The sequence below is a fragment of the Corynebacterium maris DSM 45190 genome, assembly GCF_000442645.1.
Taxonomy (GTDB): domain Bacteria; phylum Actinomycetota; class Actinomycetes; order Mycobacteriales; family Mycobacteriaceae; genus Corynebacterium; species Corynebacterium maris.
Genome location: NC_021915.1, coordinates 106,971 through 126,822, shown reverse-complemented (window position 1 = coordinate 126,822; position 19,852 = coordinate 106,971). Strand labels below are relative to the sequence as shown.

General features: G+C 67.6%; 17 protein-coding genes. 3 read left to right on the top strand and 14 right to left on the bottom strand.

Features of this window, described 5'->3' with window-relative positions; all coding sequences use genetic code 11:
- Positions 1-2 precede the first annotated feature (2 nt).
- The 10 genes from doeA to B841_RS00570 all read right to left on the bottom strand — a co-directional run bounded on the left by doeA (position 3) and on the right by B841_RS00570 (position 11,887).
- Positions 3-1,169: an ectoine hydrolase gene (doeA, locus tag B841_RS00620; protein ID WP_020933539.1), complete on the bottom strand. Its 1,167-nt coding sequence runs from the start codon at positions 1,167-1,169 to the stop codon at positions 3-5.
- Entirely contained in the window at positions 1,169-2,416 is a 1,248-nt protein-coding gene (locus tag B841_RS00615; protein WP_020933538.1) for an aspartate aminotransferase family protein, read from the bottom strand. Before B841_RS00615 ends, doeA begins: the two co-directional genes overlap by 1 nt.
- Before the next feature lie 175 nt (positions 2,417-2,591).
- Positions 2,592-3,242 (bottom strand): AMIN-like domain-containing (lipo)protein, encoded by a 651-nt coding sequence (locus B841_RS13220; protein ID WP_020933537.1) that lies wholly within the window; start codon positions 3,240-3,242, stop codon positions 2,592-2,594.
- 100 nt (positions 3,243-3,342) lie between these two features.
- A complete protein-coding gene (locus B841_RS13215; protein ID WP_020933536.1) occupies positions 3,343-4,971 on the bottom strand; it encodes an AMIN-like domain-containing (lipo)protein in 1,629 nt (542 codons plus the stop codon).
- Positions 4,972-5,054: 83 nt separating this feature from the next.
- Positions 5,055-6,182: an AMIN-like domain-containing (lipo)protein gene (locus B841_RS13210; RefSeq protein WP_084481941.1), complete on the bottom strand. Its 1,128-nt coding sequence runs from the start codon at positions 6,180-6,182 to the stop codon at positions 5,055-5,057.
- 86 nt (positions 6,183-6,268) lie between these two features.
- Positions 6,269-7,360 carry an inositol-3-phosphate synthase gene (locus B841_RS00590; protein WP_020933533.1) on the bottom strand — a complete coding sequence of 364 codons (1,092 nt, stop codon included), beginning with the start codon at positions 7,358-7,360 and terminating at the stop codon, positions 6,269-6,271.
- A 263-nt stretch (positions 7,361-7,623) separates the two neighbouring features.
- Positions 7,624-8,844 (bottom strand): multidrug effflux MFS transporter, encoded by a 1,221-nt coding sequence (locus B841_RS00585; protein ID WP_020933532.1) that lies wholly within the window; start codon positions 8,842-8,844, stop codon positions 7,624-7,626.
- A gap of 162 nt (positions 8,845-9,006) precedes the next feature.
- Entirely contained in the window at positions 9,007-9,912 is a 906-nt protein-coding gene (locus tag B841_RS00580) for a hypothetical protein (protein ID WP_020933531.1), read from the bottom strand.
- A gap of 188 nt (positions 9,913-10,100) precedes the next feature.
- Complete coding sequence (gene amn / locus B841_RS00575) at positions 10,101-11,537, bottom strand: AMP nucleosidase (protein ID WP_020933530.1); 1,437 nt, start codon at positions 11,535-11,537, stop codon at positions 10,101-10,103.
- A gap of 41 nt (positions 11,538-11,578) precedes the next feature.
- Positions 11,579-11,887 (bottom strand): hypothetical protein, encoded by a 309-nt coding sequence (locus B841_RS00570; protein ID WP_041631947.1) that lies wholly within the window; start codon positions 11,885-11,887, stop codon positions 11,579-11,581.
- 126 nt (positions 11,888-12,013) lie between these two features.
- On the opposite strand from B841_RS00570, the gene B841_RS00565 reads away from it, so the two are divergent.
- Positions 12,014-13,024: an esterase/lipase family protein gene (locus B841_RS00565; RefSeq protein ID WP_020933528.1), complete on the top strand. Its 1,011-nt coding sequence runs from the start codon at positions 12,014-12,016 to the stop codon at positions 13,022-13,024.
- 52 nt (positions 13,025-13,076) lie between these two features.
- Here B841_RS00565 and B841_RS00560 read toward each other — a convergent pair whose 3' ends face one another.
- Positions 13,077-14,981, bottom strand: a complete 1,905-nt coding sequence (locus tag B841_RS00560) for a heavy metal translocating P-type ATPase (protein WP_020933527.1) — start codon at positions 14,979-14,981, stop codon at positions 13,077-13,079.
- Positions 14,982-15,104: 123 nt separating this feature from the next.
- On the opposite strand from B841_RS00560, the gene B841_RS00555 reads away from it, so the two are divergent.
- Entirely contained in the window at positions 15,105-16,028 is a 924-nt protein-coding gene (locus B841_RS00555; RefSeq protein ID WP_020933526.1) for an alpha/beta hydrolase family esterase, read from the top strand.
- Positions 16,029-16,106: 78 nt separating this feature from the next.
- Here the strand turns inward: B841_RS00555 and B841_RS00550 are convergent, their stop codons facing one another.
- The 3 genes from B841_RS00550 to B841_RS00540 all read right to left on the bottom strand — a co-directional run bounded on the left by B841_RS00550 (position 16,107) and on the right by B841_RS00540 (position 18,694).
- Entirely contained in the window at positions 16,107-16,340 is a 234-nt protein-coding gene (locus B841_RS00550) for a heavy-metal-associated domain-containing protein (RefSeq protein WP_020933525.1), read from the bottom strand.
- A gap of 106 nt (positions 16,341-16,446) precedes the next feature.
- Positions 16,447-17,703 carry a cytochrome P450 gene (locus B841_RS00545; RefSeq protein ID WP_020933524.1) on the bottom strand — a complete coding sequence of 419 codons (1,257 nt, stop codon included), beginning with the start codon at positions 17,701-17,703 and terminating at the stop codon, positions 16,447-16,449.
- 55 nt (positions 17,704-17,758) lie between these two features.
- Positions 17,759-18,694, bottom strand: coding sequence for a Sir2 family NAD-dependent protein deacetylase (locus tag B841_RS00540; RefSeq protein ID WP_020933523.1), 936 nt, complete (start codon positions 18,692-18,694; stop codon positions 17,759-17,761).
- Between the two features lie 89 nt (positions 18,695-18,783).
- On the opposite strand from B841_RS00540, the gene B841_RS00535 reads away from it, so the two are divergent.
- Positions 18,784-19,845 (top strand): NAD(P)-dependent alcohol dehydrogenase, encoded by a 1,062-nt coding sequence (locus B841_RS00535; RefSeq protein WP_020933522.1) that lies wholly within the window; start codon positions 18,784-18,786, stop codon positions 19,843-19,845.
- The last annotated feature ends 7 nt before the right edge of the window (positions 19,846-19,852 follow it).

Here is a 19,852-nt window from a genome sequence, read left to right as displayed (position 1 = left end):
CCTTAAGCGGGGTCATGGACGACGAAGTCTTCGTCGAGGGTGAAGAAGGATTCGCAGCCGGTGTCCGTGATGCGCACCGTGTCGGAGATGCCGACGGTCTTGTCGCCGTCGACGCCCCACATCCACGGCAGCAGGTGGAAGGTCATCCCGGGTTCCAAGGGGCGGTCGTCCTTGGCGGTCAACGAGAGCATGTAACCCTCGTCCCAGCTGGGCGGGAAGGCGATGCCGATGGAGTAGCCGGCGCGGGTGATCAGACGGGCGCCGACGTCGTTGTCGTCGATGAGCCGGTGGGTCAGGGCGTCGACCTCGGCGACGGTCATGCCGGGCCGCATCCGGGAGCGCAATTCTGCGAGCGCGTGTTTCATGGTTTCCTGCGCGCTGTACAGCGATGCGCTGAGCGGGCCGGTGACCGCGGTGCGCATCAGGGCGGTGTGATAGCGGCGGTAACAGCCGCCGACCTCCAGAAAAACGTGGTCCTGTGGCCCAATCGTGCGCCCTTCCCACGTGGCGTGGCCGATCATGGTGCGCGGCCCGGAGGTCACGTACGGCATGACGGCGGGGTATTCGCCGCCGGCCCGGAACATCGCCGCAGAGATCGCCGCCGCGACGTCGTTTTCGGTGACGCCGGCTTTTGCCTCCGCCAGGCCGGCCGCCATGCCCGCCTCCGCGGCGGCCGCCGCCCGGCGCATCACCGCGATCTCGACGTCGGACTTGCGGATCCGGCCCTCCTCCACGATGCCGTAGCAATCCACCAGGTCCGCGCCGTAGGCGTCGTGGAACCGATCCTGCTGGTGCGCCGGGAAGAAATAGCTGCCCCGCTCGAAACCGATCCGCCCCTGGCCCAACCCGCAGTCAGCGAGCGCGTCCACCAACTCGACGATGACGTCGCCGGTGTCCGACACCCCGCGGGAGCGCTCCAGCCAGGTGCGGTGCCGGACGTTGGATTCCTCCAGCTCACGGGTGACCATCACCGGCTCATCGTCCAGCGGCACCACCAGCGCCTGAAAGTAGCTGTAGCCGGTGGTCTGGTAGTCGGTCAGGTACATCAGGTTCTTCGGGTCCGAGACGACCACCCCGTCCAGGCCGCGCTCGGCCATCCGTTCCCGCAACTCCCGCAGCCGGCGCTCGTACTCGGCGAACGGGAAGGTCATGTCGTCGCGGCGGCGCATCACGCGGCCCCGATCGCCTGCTCGAGCAGGTCCAGACCCGCAGCGAGGTCCTCGTCGCCGATGGTCAACGGCGGGATCAGCTTGATCACCCGGCCCTCCGGGCCGCAGGGGCCGACGAGCAGCCCGCGCGCGAACGCCTCCGACTGCACCCGCTTCGCGAATTCCCCGTCGCCCACGTCCAGGCCCTGCAACATGCCACGGCCGCGGACCTCGAACCCGCGGTCCGGGTAGGCGTCCGCGATCGCCGCCAGCCGCGCCCGCATCACCTCGCCCTGGGCGGGGATGCGGGCCAGGAACTCATCGTCGGTGAAGTAGTCCAGGGCCACGGCGCCGGCGACGAAGGACAGCCCCTGGCCACGGAAGGTGCCGGTGTGCGCGCCGGGCGACCAGTGGTCGTCGACGTCCGGTTTGTTGAGGTTCATCGCGATGGGGGTGCCGAACCCGCCGAGGCCTTTCGCCAGGCAAATGACGTCCGGGTCCAGGCCCATCCCGTCGAAGGAGAAGTAGCCGCCGGTGCGTCCGACGCCGGCCTGGATGTCGTCGACGATGAACAGCGCCCCCAGCTCGTGGGCCAGGTCCTGGACCTCGCGCAGCCACTCGGCGCTGGCGACGTTGACGCCGCCTTCCGCCTGCACCGTCTCCACGATGAAGGCGGCCGGGGCCTCCAGGCCGCTGGAGGAGTCACGCAGCAGGGCCCGGTAGTCCGCTATCGCCGTGTGCCCGCCGGGGGCGGTTTCGAAGGGCAGGCGGACGACGTCGGGCAACGGGACGCCGGCCCACCGTCGAAAAGCATCGTTGGCGGTGGCCGCCAGGGCGCCGAGGCTCATGCCGTGGAAACCGTGGCTGAAGGCGACGATCCCGCGGCGGCCCGTGCTCACCCGCGCCAGTTTCAACGCCGCCTCCACGGCGCTGGCCCCGGTGGGTCCCATGAACTGCAGGCGGTGCTCCATTCCGCGCGGGGCGAGCACCACCTCATGAAACCGGCGGATGAATTCGCGTTTGGTGGTCGTGTGCATGTCCAGGCTGTGGGCGAGGCCGTCGGCCTCGAGGAAGTCGATCAGCGCCTTCTTCATCCTGGGGTTGTTGTGGCCGAAGTTGAGCACCCCGGCGCCGGCGAAGAAATCGATGTATTCGGTGCCGTCTTCCGCGGTTTGACGGGCGTTGGACGCGGAGGCGAACACGGTGGGAAAGGCGCGGCTGTAGCCGCGGACGGTGGACTCGTGGCGTGCAAAGACAGTGGTGTCCATGGCGGGGCCTAACTCTTGGATGCGCGTGCATGTCGGGTGGCCGCTCACGGTCGCACCGCCTCACGGCCTCACGTATTCAGTTGGGCCGGTATAGTGCCGGTGCCCTCAACGTACCCCGTTAAGCCTTTGTGCGATAGGTCACTGCCCAAGTCGATTTTTCGCGCCTCCCCGCGCGTCACTCGTGCAGCACGTCCACGACGACGCGCGTCGGCTCGTCCAACAGAGTCACGGAGAACGGCGCCTCATTCTGCAGCCCGATGATGAATTGGGCGGTTCCGTGGTGGGAGATGTCGGGGATGATCTCGGTGACCGCCCCACCCACACCGGCCACGTCGCCGACCTCAAGCGGTTGCGCCATGCCGTGCAGGTTCACGGACAGGGCCGAGGCGCCCTCGTAGTCGATGGGGGACCCGGACCCCTGCTGGACCGGAGCGTCGGTCGGCGTCACGGTCCACCCCGGAGCGCCGTCGCCCGCGACGTCGAAGACGACGCGGTCGAAGTCGTCGTGGGTGGCCAGACGGATATCCGACACGGCGAGGTCCGCGCCGGTGAACTCCATGTTCTCCTTCATCGTGGCGTCCGGGTCGCCCATCGGGGAGGTGGGGTCCTCGGCCGGCGCCTCCTCGTCGGCGGGCAGCGTCGACGCCTCGTCGCCGTCCTCCACTGGCTGGGCCGCAGTCGCGGCACCGGTCCCCGGTGACGGGGATTCGGGGTCGTCTCCGTTCCCGTCACCGCAGGCGGAGAGGGCGAGTGCGCCGACGAACGCCACCGCGGCGAGGCTGCGGGTCGGACGACGCCTGAACTGGGGGATCTGTGAAGAACTCATAATTTCACCGTAGGCAGAACACGCCAGACCTTATAGGAGTGCGGGTGGACCGGTATCGAATCGTTGCGGCCCGTATCCACCGGCTATGTTCCTACGCCGATCAGTGGTGCAGAATGTCGATCACCACGCGCTGCGGGTCCTCGAGCAGTTGAATCGAGTACGGCGTTTCGGCGTCCAAGCCGACGATGAACTGCGAGCTGCCGTGCCAGTTGACCGCCGCGATCACCTCATTCACCGCGCCGCCGACCCCGGGCATGGGACCCAGATCCAGGTACGAATATCCACTTTCCGCCTCGTCGATCACACCGGTGAGGTTGACCTCCAGGGCGACGCTGCCATCGTAATGGATGGGAAGACCACTGGCCTGCTCCACCGGCGCCTCCGTGAAGTAGGTGGACCAGCCCACCTTGCCCTCCCCGACCGTGTCGAAGACGACGCGGTCAAACCCGTCGTGGCGAGCCATACGCACATCGGAGACCTGCCGCTGCTGCGGCGCCTCGGACTCCCGGTGCTTCCCGAGGGTGCTCGGGTCACCGAGCGGGGCCACCGCGGGGGCGGCCGGCTCATGCAGAATATCCACGACCACCCGCTGCGGGTCCTTCAGCAGGGTCACCGAATACGGGTACGAGCCGTTCAACCCGATGACGAACTGCACCTCCCCGTCGTAGATGATGGGGTCGGCCACCTCCGTGACCACTCCCCCGGCGCCGGAGACGGCGGCGCCGCCCGGGGCCCCGGTCACGCCGGTCAAGTTGATGCTGATGGCCGTCTCCCCGTCGTACTGCACCGGTTCACTCGAATGCAGGTTGAGCGGTTCCTCCATATACTCGGCGCGCCATCCCGCGACGCCGGAACCGGCGGTCTCGAAGACGACGCGGTCGAAGCCCTCGTGCGTGGCCATCCGCACGCCGGTCACCTCGCGCTGATACGGCGGAGCGGGGTCTCGGGCGTCCGCCCGCAGGTTCGGCACACCGAGCGGGGTGAGCTCTGCGGCCGGCTCGTGCAGGACATCGACGACCACGCGCGTCGGCTCTTCCAGCAGAGTGACTGAGAACGCCGCCCGCTCGGCCACGCCGATGATGAACTGGGCGGTGCCATGGTGGGAAATGTCGGGAATGACCTCGGTGACCACCCCGCCCACGCCGTCGACGCCGCCGACCTCGATGGGACGGGTCATGCCGTGCAGGTTCACCGACAGCGCTGAGACGCCCTCATAATCGATGGGGAACCCGGACCCCTGCTTCCCGGGGTAGTCGGTGTAGGCGACGGACCAGCCCGGAACGCCCTCACCCGCGACGTCGAACACCACGCGGTCAAAGCCGTCGTGGCTGGCCAGGCGGATATCCGACACGGTGAGGTCCCCGCCGGTGAACTCCATGTTCTCCTTCATCATGGTGTCCAGCTCACCCAGCGGGGAGGGTGGCTCGGCGGTGGGCGGATTGTGCTCCACGGGAGACGTCGTGGCGTCGGCGGTACCGTTGCCAGTGTCGTCGCCAGTGCCGTCGTCGGTCTCCGGCGGCGGGTGTTCGACCGGCGGGCTCTCCGTCACGGTGGTCGGTGAGGCGGTCGCCGCCGTGGTGGTGGCGGTGACCTCTGTCGTGGCGTCTCCCGGCGCAGAGACATTCGGACCGCCGATACAGGAGGTCAGGGCGAGTGCGCCGGCGAACATCGCCGCGGCGAGGCTGCGGGCCGGCCGGCGCGTGAACTGGGGGAAGTATGTGGTGTCCATACTTTTACGGTACGACGGGAAAACCCGTTTCTATAGGGTCTAGGTCGCATCGGTACCACATTGTTGTTCTCAGCGGCCCCGCCCTACCGGTGCAGGACGTCCACCACCACCCGCTGCGGGTCCTCCAGCAGCGACACCGAATACGGCGAGTCGCCCTCCAGCCCGATGACGAACTGCGCGTGCCCCTCGAAGATGGAACCGTTGACCACTTCGGTGATCACTCGCCCCTCGACAGGCGCGGCGTCGGGCAGGGGCTGCGTGGAGCCGTCCTCGGCGATCGGGGTGATGCCCGTCAACGTCACCTGCAGCGCCGTCGACCCCTCATAGTCGATGGGCGCCGCGCTGGTCTGATGCGTCGGCTCGGCGTCGAACTCCGTGATCCACCCCGGCGAGCCGGAACCGACCAAGTCAAAGACGACGCGGTCAAAGTTCTCGTGGCTGGCCAACCGCACCCCGGTGATCAGCTGCTGGTGCGGCGCCCCCGAGTCCTGCCGTTTGGGCTCCCGGGTCGGAGTGCCCAGCGGCTGCGGCGCGGGAGGCGCCGCCTCGTGGAGGATGTCGACGACCAGGCGGGGCGGTTCCTGCAGCGGCGTGACGGAAAACGGCGTTTCCTGGTCGAGCCCAATGATGAACTGCGACGTGCCGTGATGGTTTTTATCCGGCACGACCTGGTTGACCACTCCCCCCGTGCCCTGCATCCCGCCAACCCACAGCGGCGTATTGAACCCGATGAGATTCACGCTCAGGGCGACATTGCCGTCGTAGGCGATGGGAAAGCCGGAGGCCAACTCTGTGGGGGCGACGTCATACTCGACGACCCAGCCCGGCTCGCCGGTTCCGGAAAGGTCAAAGACGACGCGGTCGAAGGTGTCGTGACTACCGATGCGCACCCCCGCCACGTCGAGATCCGAGCCCGCCGCCTCCCAATTTTCCTTACGCAGCGGGTCCGGCTGCCCCAACGGGTGCGCCGGCATATTGGTCGGGTTCGTCGTCAACGATTCCGGGGTGGTCGTGGCCCCGGCGTTCGTCGTCTCCCCCGCCGACGGAGCCGCCGTCGCCGTGGTCGTCTCCACCGGGACGGTGGTCTCGCCGGGCGCCTCCGAGGAGTCGCCGTCGCCGCAGGCCGTCAAGCTCAAGGCGGCCACGAACACCGCAGCGGCGAGACTGCGCGCCGGGCGGCGCCTGAGCTGAGGGATCCGCGTCCTTTTCATGCCCTAACTATATGTGACATAGCCAGCTGGTTACAGGGTTTCAGTCATGCCCTCCGCGCAGGGGCACCCGCTGATGCGAGTCGCGTTTACTCGCCGGCGATGAACTTCTCGAGGCGCGCGCGGGCCTCGTCGTCGCCCAGCTGCTCCGGCGGGGACTTCATCAGGTAGGAGCTGGCCGGCATGATCGGGCCGCCGATGCCGCGGTCCTTGGCGATCTTCGCCGCACGCACCGCGTCGATGATGATGCCGGCGGAGTTCGGGCCGTCCCAGACCTCGAGCTTGAGCTCCAGGTTCAGCGGCACGTCGCCGAAAGCGGTGCCTTCGATGCGCACGTACGCCCACTTGCGGTCGTCCAGCCACGGCACATAGTCCGACGGGCCGATGTGCACGTTGCGGTCCTCGACCTTGCCCGCCAGCGGGCCTTCCTTGAGGTTGGAGGTCACGGCCTGGGTCTTGGAGATCTTCTTCGACTCCAGGCGATCGCGGTCGAGCATGTTCTTGAAGTCCATGTTGCCGCCCACGTTCAGCTGCATGGTGCGGTCCACGCGCACGCCGCGGTCCTCGAAGAGCTTCGCCAGCACGCGGTGGGAGATGGTGGCGCCGACCTGGCTCTTGATGTCGTCGCCGACGATCGGGACGCCCGCGTCGGTGAACTTCTTCGCCCACTCCGGGTCGGAGGCGATGAACACCGGCAGCGCGTTGACGAACGCGACGCCGGCGTCGATGGCGGCCTGCGCGTAGAACTTGTCGGCCTCCTCGGAACCGACCGGCAGGTAGGACACCAGCACGTCGACCTCGGCGGCCTTCAGCGCCTCGACGACGTCGACCGGCTCCGCGTCGGATTCGGTGACGGTGTCCAGGTAGTGGCTGCCCAGGCCGTCAAGGGTCGGGCCGCGCTGGACGGTGACGCCGGTGGTCGGCACGTCCGCGATCTTGATGGTGTTGTTCTCGGAGGCGTCGATGGCCTCGGCGAGGTCGGTCCCGACCTTCGCGGCGTCGACGTCGAACGCGGCGACGAACTCGACGTCACCGACGTGGTAGTCGCCGAACTGCACGTGCATCAAGCCCGGGATCTTCTCATCCGCCGGGGTGTCCTTGTAGTATTCGACGCCCTGCACCAGGGACGCGGCACAGTTGCCCACGCCGGCGATGGCTACGCGGACCTTCGATTCGCTCACTGAAAAGCACTCTCCTTGAAAGCGTTGCGGCAACCAGAGTCCCTGGTTGCGTATCACCGTTACACCTTATGGCTCGAACGCGTTTTCACCCCGGTCGGAAAGCATCTGGATCGGTCAAGTGAATGAAAGTTGATCGATAAAGTAATGCGCTGAAGAGTTATTTCCGCGATGCGCCGACAGTCGCGACGCACTCTTCACCAGCGCCACAGCAGGCATCGCCCGAAATTCTGCAACCGCAGAAAATCCGACGCTTCCGGACGTCCCTACTCCGCGACCATCGTGCGGTGCCTGCCCGCGTACCACGATCCGCCGAAGGAGAACACCGCGCAGACGACCATGCCGATCGCCATCGTCAGCGCCGCATTGTCACCTACGCCCATGAGCGGGCTGACCGCCGCGCCGAGGGCGAACTGCACGAACCCCATGACCGCAGAACCGGAACCGGCGCGTTCGCGCACTTCCCCGGTGCCCAACGCGGTGGAGTTGCCCATCAGGATGCCGATCTGGCTGACGGCCAGGAACAGCAGCGGGAACACGACCCAGGGGGAGATCGTGAAGGTCACCGTGATCAGCAGGAGAGCGCTGACAGCGATCAACAGCATCTGGCCCGTGCGGAGAATGACATGCGGGTCGAATCTCTCCACCAGCCGCGCATTGAGCATGTTCGCCCCCACCATGCCGAGGGCGTTGGCGGCGAAGACCAGGGTGAACGTCTGCACGGACATGTCCATCTGCGTCTGGATGACGAATGACGAGGCGGAGATGTAGCAGAACATGGTGGCGAAGCCGAAGGCGAAGGACACCGTGTACCCGCGGAACGCCGGTTTTTTGAGCACGTAGAGGTAGTTGCCCAGCACGCCGCGCACGCTCGGGTCGGTGCGCCGTTCCTGCGTCAGTGACTCGCGGACCACAAACAGGGCGACGAGCAGTTGGGCGACGTTGACGCCGGCGAGCACCCAGAAGATGCCGCGCCACTCGATCGGCTCGACCAGCAGCCCGCCGACGACGGGGGCGGCGACCGGGGCCAACCCCTGCACCGTCATGAGCAGCGCGAAAGCTTTGGCCGCCCGCTTGCCCGCCACCAGGTCCGGGATGACCGCGCGCGCCAGCACGACGCACGCCCCGGAGCCCAGCCCCTGCAGCAGGCGGCAGAGGATGAGGATTTCAATGGTGGGGGCCAGGGCCGCGACCACGGAGGCGGCCAGGGCGAACACCGCCCCGCCGACGAGCAGCCCCTTCCTCCCCAGCGCATCCGAGATTGGCCCGATGATCAACTGTCCGACCGCCAGGCCGAACATGAACCCGGAGAGCGTCAGCTGCACCATCGCCTGTGTCGTGCCCAGATCCTCCACGATGAAGGGAAAGGCGGGCAGGTACATGTCGATGGACAGCGGCGCCGCGGCCGACAGCAACGCCAGGCCGAGAAGCAGCCCGGTGCTCAAGTGCTGCGGCGGCAGGTCGCGGCCACCCTTATTCGTTTCCACTGTGTTCCATCACTTTCTTATGTCCAGCCGTTGTGAGGCCCATTCCTTGCACATCATCCAGGAGTACACCCGGCGAGGGGCGTTAAGAAACGCCGACGCCCCGCCACCTGCAGTTCAGGGGTGGCGGGGTGGGGAAGGAAACTTCTGGCGCCAGCGCCGCGCTCAGCTCGTGGCTTTCACGTGGTTCAGCCCTGTGACGGCGAACCCCAGATCCGTGATCAGCTGCTTCTCCGCGCCTTCCTGCCCCAGGTTCGGCACCGCCCAGATCTGACCGGAAAGGTCCGCGACGTACGCGGTGCGCTGCGGGACATCGACGGTCAGGCCGATCGCCTCCGAGAACCCGTCGGCGACCACGTACGGCTCATCCCCCTTCTGCCCCACCGGCGGAATCGCGGCGCAGCTCAGCGAGTTGCCGCCCGGCAGATCGCCGGCGCCGCGGTCGGTCCACAGCAGGTGGCCGTCAAATAACTCCAGGTCGATGGGGGCGGGCAGGTTATCCCACAGCAGCTCGACGTCGGTGCGGTTCTCGGCGCTCTCCCCGGCGGGAAGCTCCAGGCCGGCCCGGAAGATTTGCCCGTCGCCGCCTTCGTGCGAACCCTTTTGCGACCAGTAGATGTGCCCGGCTTTTTCGTCGACGGCCACGCCGACGATCCAGTCACGTTCGCCTAAGGAACCGTCACGGGCGATGAGGTCGCGCAGGCCGGCGCCGTCAGTGCGGGCCGTGGCCAGCGTCATGCCTTCGCGGTTGCCCCAGTACAGGTTGCCGCAGGCGTCGAGGGCGAGCTGCTTCGCGGTGGTCGTGCCACCCGGCGCGACGATGTCGCGGCGGTGTTCACCGTCGACGTCGATGGCGTGCACGCCGCCGTCGAGGTCGGCGTAGATCGCTTCCCCGCGCCCGCTTGTCGACGTCCGCTCCCCCATCGTCGTCCAGTAGATCGTCTCCCCGTCGCAGACCACCCCGTCGGGGTTCGGCCCGGTGTCAGTGAGGATCACTCGGCGGGCGTCGGCGTCGAGGTCGAGCATGTCGATGCGGTCGTGGTCGCGGGCCAGGACGAGCAGCTGGGGCATGGCGGGGCTCCTTTTCGGCGGGGAAGGTCGGTGTCGGGAGGAGAGACAGGTCCGGCATGGTGCGGAAGCTGGTTCCAGATTAGCCCTGCTCAGCAGGGGTAGTTCCGCTTTCAGGCGTACTTGCCAGACTTACCAGACTTAACACTGGCAAGTGTGGCAAGTCTCCTGATCCCAGCGGCGGCCGCTTCCTACCGGAACGGCACCTCGCCCATGGTGCGGCGCAGCTTGCGGGTGCGCAGCTTCTCCGGATTTTCGGCGAGGCGTTCCACTGCCTTGACGGCGCACATCATGTGGGCCTGCTTCGAGTTTTCGTAGAAGGCCTGCGCCTGGGCGGGCAGCTTGGGCACGGCGTGCAGCGGCAGGTCGGAGACCGACAGCAACGTGCCGTAGGGGACGCGGTAGCGGTAGCCGTTGGTGGCCAAGGTCGAGGACTCCATGTCGACGGCCGCCGCGGTGGAGCCGCGCAACCATTCCCACAGGTCCTTCGGGGTATGCCATTCCCAATTGCGGTCGTCGGTGGACAACACGGTGCCGGTGCGCATGAGGGCCTTGGCGTCGCCGTAGATCTCTTCGACGGTGGCTTCCAGCGCGCGCTGGACTTCGGGTACGGCCGGGATGGGCATGCTGTGGTCGATGCGCCCGTCGAGGATGTGGTCTTCGCGCTGGTAGGCGTTGCCTAAGATGAGGTCGCCGATGCGCATGCGCCCGTCGAGTCCGGCGCAGTGGCCGATCATGATCCACGCCTCCGGGCGCAGCACCGCCAGGCAGTCGGTGATGGTCTTGGCGTTGGAGGGGCCGACGCCGATGTTGATCATGGTGATGCCGTCGCCGTCGTCGGTGGCCAGGTCGTAGCGGGGCATCTGGTACGCGGACTCTAAGGTGAGGTCCTCGATGTCGGCCTCGCTGGCGGTCTCCGCGGTCAGTGTTTCCCCCACCGGCAGGATCAGGCGCGTGTAGCGGGAATCGGGGTCGGCGAGTTCGCGGAGGCCGAACTTCACGAATTCCGTGGTGTGCATCGCGTAGTTGGTGAACAGGATGTATTTCTGCAGGGTGTCCACGTCGATGCCGGTGTAGTGGCGGATGCGCGCGCACGCGATGTCGAAGCGCTGCGGCCCGAAGTGGAACAGCGGGCGTTCCTTACCGTGGAAGGCCTCCCACTTGCCGTCGATGATGGCGTCGTGGACGTCGTCGAGCGTGGGCCGCGGGATAATGTCCTGGGAGCCGTCTTGGGTGCGACGGGCCTCGCTGACGTCGGGCATGTCGGCGATGTACTCGGGCGGAATGCGGGTCTCGCCCGGCCCGACCAAGATCGTGGACTCGTAGTTGCCGGTCAGCCGCTCCAGCTGTTCGCGCAGGTACTCCTGCATGACGGCGGGCTTGGACACCTCGGTGGTGTAGCGCCCGGCCTCGTTGACGTAGCCGAAGGGTTCGGTGCGGTCGATGGGCCGCCACTGCGTGATGTCGACGACCAGCCGCGGGTACACCACGTCGGCGTAGGCCGCGTAATCGCCGGTGTCGATCGCCCGGCGCGCGGTCGCGCAGGAGGTTTCGTACAGGTCAATCAGCTTATCGACGGCTTGGGTCACCGTCGGCATGACCGTCAGGCCAGATTCAGTGGTGCTCATGCCTTCCCAGCCTAGCTATCTGGCGGGACGGGGCGCGGGCCTCACAGCCACTCGGGCCCGGGGAAACGCCCGCCCGTGAGCACGTAGGCGATCTGCAGCAGCACCATGGTCACCCAGAAGAAGAGCAGCGGCGAGAGGCCCGCCACCGCCGCAAGCCCCGCCAGCCACCAGTTACGCGCAGCGTAAGCGAGCAGACCGGCCACGATTCCCACCGGAATGGTGACCGTGTAATACGGCAGGGAGCCGCCAGGGAAGAGGGAGGGGAAAAGATAGGGGGAAGCGATGGCCGCCAGGGAGAGCAGAATCGACAGCCATGCCGCCCAACCGAACCGCGTGCGCTGCTGAGACATGGACTGTCTCTTTCCCTGCGGAAGCTCAATCGGCGGGGTGGCGCTGCCTATCCCCTGCGAGAAAGTGATGACGAACATGAATGATGTTTCGCGATCCTGCCTGGTGCCCTCGCTAGGATCAGAATCATGCCTGCTGACCCACGCCGTAGACTCCGCGACGTCCTCTCCGAGAAGCTCGGCCGGCTCTGGGGGTACGACGCCGCCACGCAGCAAAGCACCATCGTGCCCGAACAGCTGCGTGATCACGTGGACGCCGTCGGCGCAGACCACCTGCCGGAAGATGTGGCGCAGCGGATCATCGACGCCATCGACAATCCCGACCCGAACCTCGATTTCGAGGACGACGAGTCCGGCGCCTTGCCGCTGGTGGCGCGTGTCAACCAGCGCGGCCTGTTCGAAGACGACTGGTCGGCCCGGCCCACCGAGGACAAGCCCTGGCCGGTGGTGCTCGTCCACGGCACCGGCGCCACCACCGGGCATTGGGGAAAACTCGCCCGCGATCTGCGCGCCCACGGGTGGGCGGTGTTCGCGCCGGCCTACGGAAACCGCGGCACCGACGAGATGCAGGAGTCGGCCACACAGATCGGCGGTTATATCGACGCGGTGCTCGCCGTGACCGGGGCGCAGCAGGTCATCGTCATCGGCCACTCGCAGGGCGGGCTGCTGGTCCGCTACTGGCTGCGCGCACACGACTGCGGCGCGAAAGTGCGTCACATGGTCTCGTTGGCCGCCCCGAATCACGGGACGACGCTGGGCGGGATCATCTCCCCGCTGATCAGCGGCGAGCTCGCCGCGGGGCTGGTCGACGCCTTCGTACGCGTCTGGTTCGGCCCGGCCGGGTTCCAGCAGGTCATCGACTCCCCCATCGTCGAGGCCGCCAATGAGGGCGGCGATCTCGTCGAAGGCGTGACCTACACCTGCATCGCCACCCGCTCCGACCTGACCATCCAGCCGCCCGAGACGTGTTTTCTCCACGATCCGGACGCCGCCGACGACACGGTGCACAACGTGTGGGTCCAGGACGTGGATCCCACGGCCGTCGTCATGCACGAGGACATGCCGGGCGATCACCGCGTGCGCCATCTCGTGGTCGCGGCCCTGGCCGCAGTCGCTGCGGAAGCCCGGCCGGAAAGGTGAGTGGCCCGGCCCTCTGAGCGGGGAGCCGGGCGACAATCGGAGCGGAGGGTTCTTAGGCGGTGACCTTCTCATCCAGTTCCGACTTCTGCGGGCTGGCGGACTCATTCTTCTTGAGTCGGGGAATCAGCAGCAGCATCGCGATACCGATGACCAGCAGGACCGACGCCTGGTGGAAGAGCATGCCGATAGCCATGGTCACGCCACCGAACAGGACGCCGATCAGCAGGATCAGCACCGTCAGCAAGGCGATGGCGATGTTGACGCGCATGGTGCCGACCGTGCGCTTGGCCAACCCCAGCGCGTACGGCAGGCGCGGCAGGCGGTCCGCCATCAGGGCCAAGTCCGCGGTTTCGATCGCGGCCGGAGAGCCGGCGGCTCCCATCGCCACGCCGATGTCGGCGGTGGCCAGCGCCGGGGTGTCGTTGACGCCGTCGCCGACCATGGCCACGGTGCGACCCTCGGCCTGCAGTTCCTTGACGATGTCCAGCTTGTCCTCCGGCATCAGCTCGGCGCGGACCTCGTCCACACCCAGTTCGGCGGCGACGTTCGCGGCGACGCGCTCGGCGTCACCGGTGGCCATGACCACCCGGATGCCCCTGTCGTGCATGGCCTGCACGGCGGCCGGGGCGTCGTCACGGACTGTGTCGGCGACGGCCACGATGCCGATGGCGTGACCGTCGACGCCGACGAACATGGCGGTGCGGCCCAGCTCATTGAGTTCCAGGATGCGGGTCGGGTCGACCTCACCGTCCAGGAGATCGGCGGAACCGACGGCGATGGTGTGACCGCCGACCTCCGCGCGGATGCCCTTGCCGGTGACCGGCTCGGCCTTGTCCACCATCTCGACGACCAGGCCGCGGTCCTGCGCGCCGCGGATGATGGCGTCGGCCAGCGGGTGCTCGGAGGCCGTCTCGGCACGCGCCGCCAGGGTCAGGACGTCCTCTTCGGAGTAGGCCGGGTCCAACGACTCGACGTCGGTCAGCTCCGGGCGTCCGTTGGTCAGGGTGCCCGTCTTATCGACGACCACGGTGTCCACCTTCGCGGCGGTCTCCAGGTACTCGCCGCCCTTGATCAGCACGCCGTCCTGGGCCGCGCGGCCGATGCCCGCGACGATGGACACCGGAATCGAGATGACCAGCGCACCGGGGCAACCGATGACCAACAGCGTCAGGGCCAGCTCCACGTTCATGGTGGCCAGGCCGATGACCAGGGCCGCGACCATCACACCGGGGGTGTACCAGGTGGAGAATTTCTCCATGAAGGTCTGGGTCTTGGCCTTGTCGTCCTGGGCGTCCTCGACGCGGTGAATGATTTTGGCCAGGGTCGAATCCGCGCCGATGCCGATCGCCTCGATCCGCAGCACCCCGGAGCGCAGCCAGGTGCCGGCGAAGACCTCGGAGCCCTCGGCCTTCTCGGCCGGGACGGATTCACCGGTGATCTGTGCTTCGTCCACGCCGCCGCGACCGGAGATCACGCGGCCGTCGACCGGGACTTGCTCACCGTTTTTGACCAGGACGGTGTCACCCGGAATCAGCTCCCACAGTTCGACGGTCTCCGTAGAGCCGTCCTCGTTGAGCTTGGTCGCGGTCTCCGGGGCGGAGTCGACCAGATCACTGAGCGCCTTGCGGGTGCGGTTGAGCGTCGCGCGCTCCAGCGCACCGCCGATGGCGAACAGGAAGGTCACGGCCGCGGCCTCCCACCAGTTGCCCAACAGCATCGCGCCGATCGCGGCCACAGAGACCAGCAGGTCGATGGAGATCACCTTGATCCGCAACGCCTGGATCGCACTCCAGACGATGCGGTAGCCGGCCACGACGGCGGCGGCGATCATCAGCGCGTCCGGCAGCCCGAAGGGCGCGGTCGCCGAGCCCGTGATGTCGGCGCCGGCCAGCAGCGCCGCGACAATGAGGACGCCGGAGATTACGACGACGCCCCATGTCCTCCAGAAGTTCTTCATGGTTTCTTTCCTTTGACTTCAGTGCTCAAAGGCATTTCCTTTGACACCTATAAAGTTATGAGAATCATTGAATAAGTTCCTTGACCTAGATCAAGAAGCGGAAAGCTGCTTCAATGGGCGGGTATGTCTGCTCTCCGCACCGCCCTCGCCACCGCCGCGGGGCTTGCTGCCCTGACCATCGCCGCCCCCGCCGCCAGCGCCCAGGTCCCCCAGCTGTCCTCCTCCGAACTCGTCTCCGCGTTCGAGTCCTACATTCCCCCGTCCTCCTCGCTTCCCTCCTCGTTCGGCGAGGCGGAAGTGCTCCTGTCCACCGAGCAGCACCACATCGGCGACCGCTCCTACCGGGTCGCGCTGCCGGACGGTTTCGATCCGACGCGTGCTTACCCGGTGATCATGAGCTTCGGCGGCTGGGGCGAGACCGCGGAAAACCATGCCGCTTACGCCCAGTTGCATAACGCCGTCGGCGACGACGCGATCGTCGTCTACGGCCAAGGGGTGGACAACGCCTGGGGCGGTGCGACCTACGCCCAGACCAGCCGGGAAGACGACGTCGCCTACATCCACCGGGTCCTCGACGACCTGGATGAGCGCTACTCCATCGACCGGGAGCAGGTCTTTGCCTCCGGGTTGTCCAATGGCGGCGGCATGGCCGCGGGCCTGGCCTGCCAGAACCCCGGTACGGTCGCGGGCATCGTGGCCGTGGCCGGCGCCTACTACAACCCCACCGTCACCGACTGCGCTAAGGGCCAGGTGCCCACCCTGCTCATCCACGCCGACGATGACCCCGTGGTCGCCTACGAGGGCGGGGTACGCCACGACGCCGACTATCAGTCCGTGGACGCCGTCCTCCACACCTTCGGAGAACGCAACGGCTGCGACATGACCGCCGTCACCGAGCAAGACGACGCAGTCATGAATTCCACGGTGCGCACCCCGGCTGACTGCGACGTGCCCGCCTCCGTCGTAGAAGTCCATAATGGCGGGCACACCTGGTTCCAGGCCCCGAGCGCCACCGCCTTGGCCGTCGAGTTCTTCCGCTCGCTGTAAAACGCCTGCAGGCCTGCGCCGAGGGAGAAGAGTTTTCCCTCTCGGTGCAGGCCTGCTGTGTTACTGCGCTGCGGCGGCTCAGATCGCCGACGGTTTCGCCTGGAAGCCGACCTCGGCGACGGCGTCCACCAAGTCACGAACGGTCGCGACCTGCGGGTCGTGCTTGACCATGATGCGCCCGGAGGAGAACTTCACTTCCGCCTCCTGCACACCTTCCAGGCCGCCGAGCTTGGTTTCAATCTTGTTCACGCACGACGGGCAGGAGAAGTCGTCGGAACGCAGGGTGGTGTTTTTGATGGCCGGAGCAGTCATCGTCATCAGTCCTTGTCTACTGGTGTTTTTCTCTGACGACTCTGACTGTAGGACCACTCCGGCGAAGGTTCCTTGACCTGGATCAAAGACCGGGAAACTACGAAAACTAGGCGCTGACCCGCACCCCGGTCGAGGGGCGGGTGAGCATCTGCGTCCACGGGAAAGTGCGGTCTTCCGTCTCACCGGAGATGTGCACCCCCGGCCGGCACAGCGCCGCCACCGCGGCGGATAAGGCGGTGACCGCGATCTTCTCGCCCGGGCAGCGGTGCCCGGCGCGGACGTCGCCCCCGCCCTGCGGGATGAAGGCGACCAGGTCTTCGGCGTCGTCGACCTCGAGGAAGCGTTCCGGGTTGAAGGAGCCGGCGTCCTCCCATTCCTTCGGGGAGGTCAGGGTGCCGACGAAGTCCAGCAGCACGCGCTGGCCCTTTTTCACCGGGCAGCCGGAGATCTCGGTGTCTTCCTTGGCTTTGGCGGGCAGCATCGGCACGAACGGGTAGGTGCGGCGGACTTCCTGGGCGAAGGCGGTCGCCTCGGGGACGTCGATGAGGTTTTCGCCGGCGGCGGTGCGGATGCGTGCGACCCATTCGGGGTGGTCGACCAGAGCGGTGGCGGCGAAGGCGGCGAAGCGGGCGACGGCGACGGTGGGGCGGGTAAGGTTTTGTAGTTCGACGCCGGCGGTGCGGGCGTCGACGAGTTCCCCGTCGGGTCCGCGCAGGTCGGCCATGTGGGAGAGCACGGAGTCCGGCTCGGCCTGGACCTTGCCGGAGCGCACGTCGGTGATCAGCTGCCCGGCCCACTTGTCGAGGCGGTAGCGCTCGATCCAGCCGATGACGTTGCGCGACGGTTGGCCGAAGTTGTCCAGCAGGCGGTGCATGCGGCGGATCTGGCGGTCCATCTCCTTCGTGGAGATCGGTAGGCCGGCCCAGCGGAGGGCGGCGCGCCCGTAGGCCAGGGCGGTGTCCTCGTGGACGGTGCCGGAGCCGCCGCGCCATCCGGCGAGGATGGTCTCGAGTTCCTCGGCGACGAGTGTCTTGAAGCTTTCGACGCGGTCATCGTCGTAGGCCATGTCGGCCAGCGCGTTTTTGCGCACGGCGTGTTCTTCCCCGTCGAGGCCGTGCACCGCCCCGGGGCCGAAGAGGGGGCCGCGGATGAAGGCGGGCATGGCGCCGTCGCGCTGCATGCGGTCGGTGTCGTAGAAGGCGCGCACGCCTTCTTCCCCGCGGACCAAGACGGCGCGGCTTCCCATCATGCGCAGGGCGACGGGTTCGTGGGAGTCGGGCGCCACGCCGGCGCGGCTGCGGGTGCGGGAGGCGAAAAGGTAGCCGTCGCGGACGAAGTTCACCATCTGTTCGAGGCGGAGCATGGCCAGGGCCTTTCATTGAGGTGTGCGGTGTGCGCCCCAAAGTACGCGAAAACCCTTATAGCTCGAGCGCGTCCAACAGATCGTCGAAGGCCGGACCCACGCGGGTGCGCCACACCGTGTCCGCCTTCGCGTCGCCGCGGCCCGGCCCGCCGTTGATCACGGCGACGCGTTTGCCCGCCTTACGGGCCTCGAGCACGAAGCGGTAGCCGCTCATCACCGCCAACGACGACCCGGCGATCAGCAGCGAGGACGACTCGGCCAGCAGCCGGTCGGCGGCGTGACGACGCCACGCCGGCACCGATTCCCCGAAGTAGACCACGTCCGGCTTCAGCCGCCGCGACCCGCACACGTGGCACCCGGCCATGACGAAACGGTCGATGGTCTTCTGATCCAGGGTGACGTCGCCGTCGGGGTTGACCATGGATTCATCCACGACGATCGACTCCCGGTAGCCGGGGTTGGCGGCGGTGAGGCGGGCGTCGAAAAGCGCGCGGTCCTCGACGGCCCCGCAGTCGAGGCAGACGACGTGCTCCATGTCGCCGTGCAGGTGGATGAGCCGTTCGGTGCCGGCGGCGCGGTGTAAGCCGTCGACGTTTTGGGTGACCACCCCGCGAAGCAGCCCGGCGCGCTCCAGCTCGACGAGTGCGTAGTGGGTGCGGTTCGGGTGGGCGGCGCGCATGGTGCGCCAGCCGATGAAGCCGCGCGCCCAGTAGCGGTGGGAGGCGGCCGGGTCGTGGCGGAATTCCTGGTAGGTCATCGGGCGTCCGGTGCGCAGGCGCCCGCCGGCGGAGCGGTAGTCGGGGATGCCGGAGTCGGTGGAGACCCCGGCGCCGGTCAGCACCAGGGCGGGGCCGGCGCGCAGTTGTGCGGTGATCTGCGCCAGCGCGTCCTTCCCCGGGGTGGGGGCGACGGTTTCGTCGACCACCCGGGCGATGGAGCGCAACGCCGAGGAGTGCACGCGTTGGACGGCCGGGTCGTGGAAAGAGCTCACAAGGGACAATCTAACGCCGCCCTGCCGGGAAGGTGAATCGTGATTATCATCGGAGTCTGGACAATCGTTCACGACTCGAGGAGCTCAGCATGACCACCATGAAAGCCGTCGTCCACACCGCGTACAAGACTTTCCCGTCCCTGAAGGACGTGCCCAAGCCGACCCCGGGCCCCGGCGAGGTGCTGCTCAAGGTCGCCGGCGCCGGCGCCTGCCACTCCGATGTGGCCATCTTCGACGAGTTCGAGGAGGGCCTGAACCCGCAGATGGACCCGGAGTTCACCCTCGGGCACGAGACCTCCGGCTGGGTCGAGGAACTCGGTGAGGGCGTCAAGGGCATCGAGCACGGCGCTGCCTACCTGATCTACGGGCCGGTGGGCTGCGGGGTGTGCCGCGCGTGCACGCGCGGCCAGGACACCTACTGCGAGAACGCCGCGAAGATGGACTACGCGGGCGTCGGCCTGGGACTGGACGGCGGCATGGCGGAATACGTCGTCGCCCCGGCGCGCAACCTGGTCCCGTTGGGTGAGGTCGACCCGATCGACGCGGCCCCGCTGGCCGACGCCGGACTGACCCCGTACCACGCGATCAAGTTGGCGCTGCCGCACTTGAACGGCGGCGGCAAGTTCGCGCTGGTCATCGGCCTGGGCGGTCTGGGCCTGGTGGGCGTGCAGATCCTCAAGGCCCTGACGGGTGCGACGATCATTGCCACGGACATGAAGGAAGACGCCATGGCCGAGGCGGAGAAGCTCGGCGCGATCACCGTGCCGGGCGGCGAGGGCCAGGTCGAGCGCATCCTCGAGATCACCGGCGGCAAGGGCGTGGACGCGGCCTTCGACTTCGTCGGCGTGGGCGCCACCGTCAAGACCGCCATGGACACGGCCGCCCGCCAGTCGCGCGTGACGATCGTGGGCATCGGCAACCTCTCGCCGTACGAGTGGGCGTTTTTGGGCACCCCGTACGAGGCGGAGCTGGTCAGCACCTACTGGGGCACCGTCGAAGAGCTGCATGAGGTCGTCGACATGTACGCCGCGGGCCAGATCTCCCCGCAGGTCACCCGCTACTCGCTCGACGACGCGCTGGAGGCCTACCAGCTGCTGGTCGACGGCAAGCTCTCCGGCCGCGCCGTCATCGTGCCGCACGGCAAAAAGTAGCCTCTCC

What these genes read in the sequence shown, in the direction of transcription:
- doeA (WP_020933539.1), bottom strand. Translation starts at nt 1,169, where the DNA reads ATGCGCCGCCGCGACGACATGACCTTCCCGTTCGCCGAGTACGAGCGC.
- B841_RS00615 (WP_020933538.1), bottom strand. Translation starts at nt 2,416, where the DNA reads ATGGACACCACTGTCTTTGCACGCCACGAGTCCACCGTCCGCGGCTAC.
- B841_RS13220 (WP_020933537.1), bottom strand. Translation starts at nt 3,242, where the DNA reads ATGAGTTCTTCACAGATCCCCCAGTTCAGGCGTCGTCCGACCCGCAGC.
- B841_RS13215 (WP_020933536.1), bottom strand. Translation starts at nt 4,971, where the DNA reads ATGGACACCACATACTTCCCCCAGTTCACGCGCCGGCCGGCCCGCAGC.
- B841_RS13210 (WP_084481941.1), bottom strand. Translation starts at nt 6,182, where the DNA reads ATGAAAAGGACGCGGATCCCTCAGCTCAGGCGCCGCCCGGCGCGCAGT.
- B841_RS00580 (WP_020933531.1), bottom strand. Translation starts at nt 9,912, where the DNA reads ATGCCCCAGCTGCTCGTCCTGGCCCGCGACCACGACCGCATCGACATG.
- amn (WP_020933530.1), bottom strand. Translation starts at nt 11,537, where the DNA reads ATGAGCACCACTGAATCTGGCCTGACGGTCATGCCGACGGTGACCCAA.
- B841_RS00570 (WP_041631947.1), bottom strand. Translation starts at nt 11,887, where the DNA reads ATGTCTCAGCAGCGCACGCGGTTCGGTTGGGCGGCATGGCTGTCGATT.
- B841_RS00565 (WP_020933528.1), top strand. Translation starts at nt 12,014, where the DNA reads ATGCCTGCTGACCCACGCCGTAGACTCCGCGACGTCCTCTCCGAGAAG.
- B841_RS00560 (WP_020933527.1), bottom strand. Translation starts at nt 14,981, where the DNA reads ATGAAGAACTTCTGGAGGACATGGGGCGTCGTCGTAATCTCCGGCGTC.
- B841_RS00555 (WP_020933526.1), top strand. Translation starts at nt 15,105, where the DNA reads ATGTCTGCTCTCCGCACCGCCCTCGCCACCGCCGCGGGGCTTGCTGCC.
- B841_RS00550 (WP_020933525.1), bottom strand. Translation starts at nt 16,340, where the DNA reads ATGACTGCTCCGGCCATCAAAAACACCACCCTGCGTTCCGACGACTTC.
- B841_RS00545 (WP_020933524.1), bottom strand. Translation starts at nt 17,703, where the DNA reads ATGCTCCGCCTCGAACAGATGGTGAACTTCGTCCGCGACGGCTACCTT.
- B841_RS00535 (WP_020933522.1), top strand. Translation starts at nt 18,784, where the DNA reads ATGACCACCATGAAAGCCGTCGTCCACACCGCGTACAAGACTTTCCCG.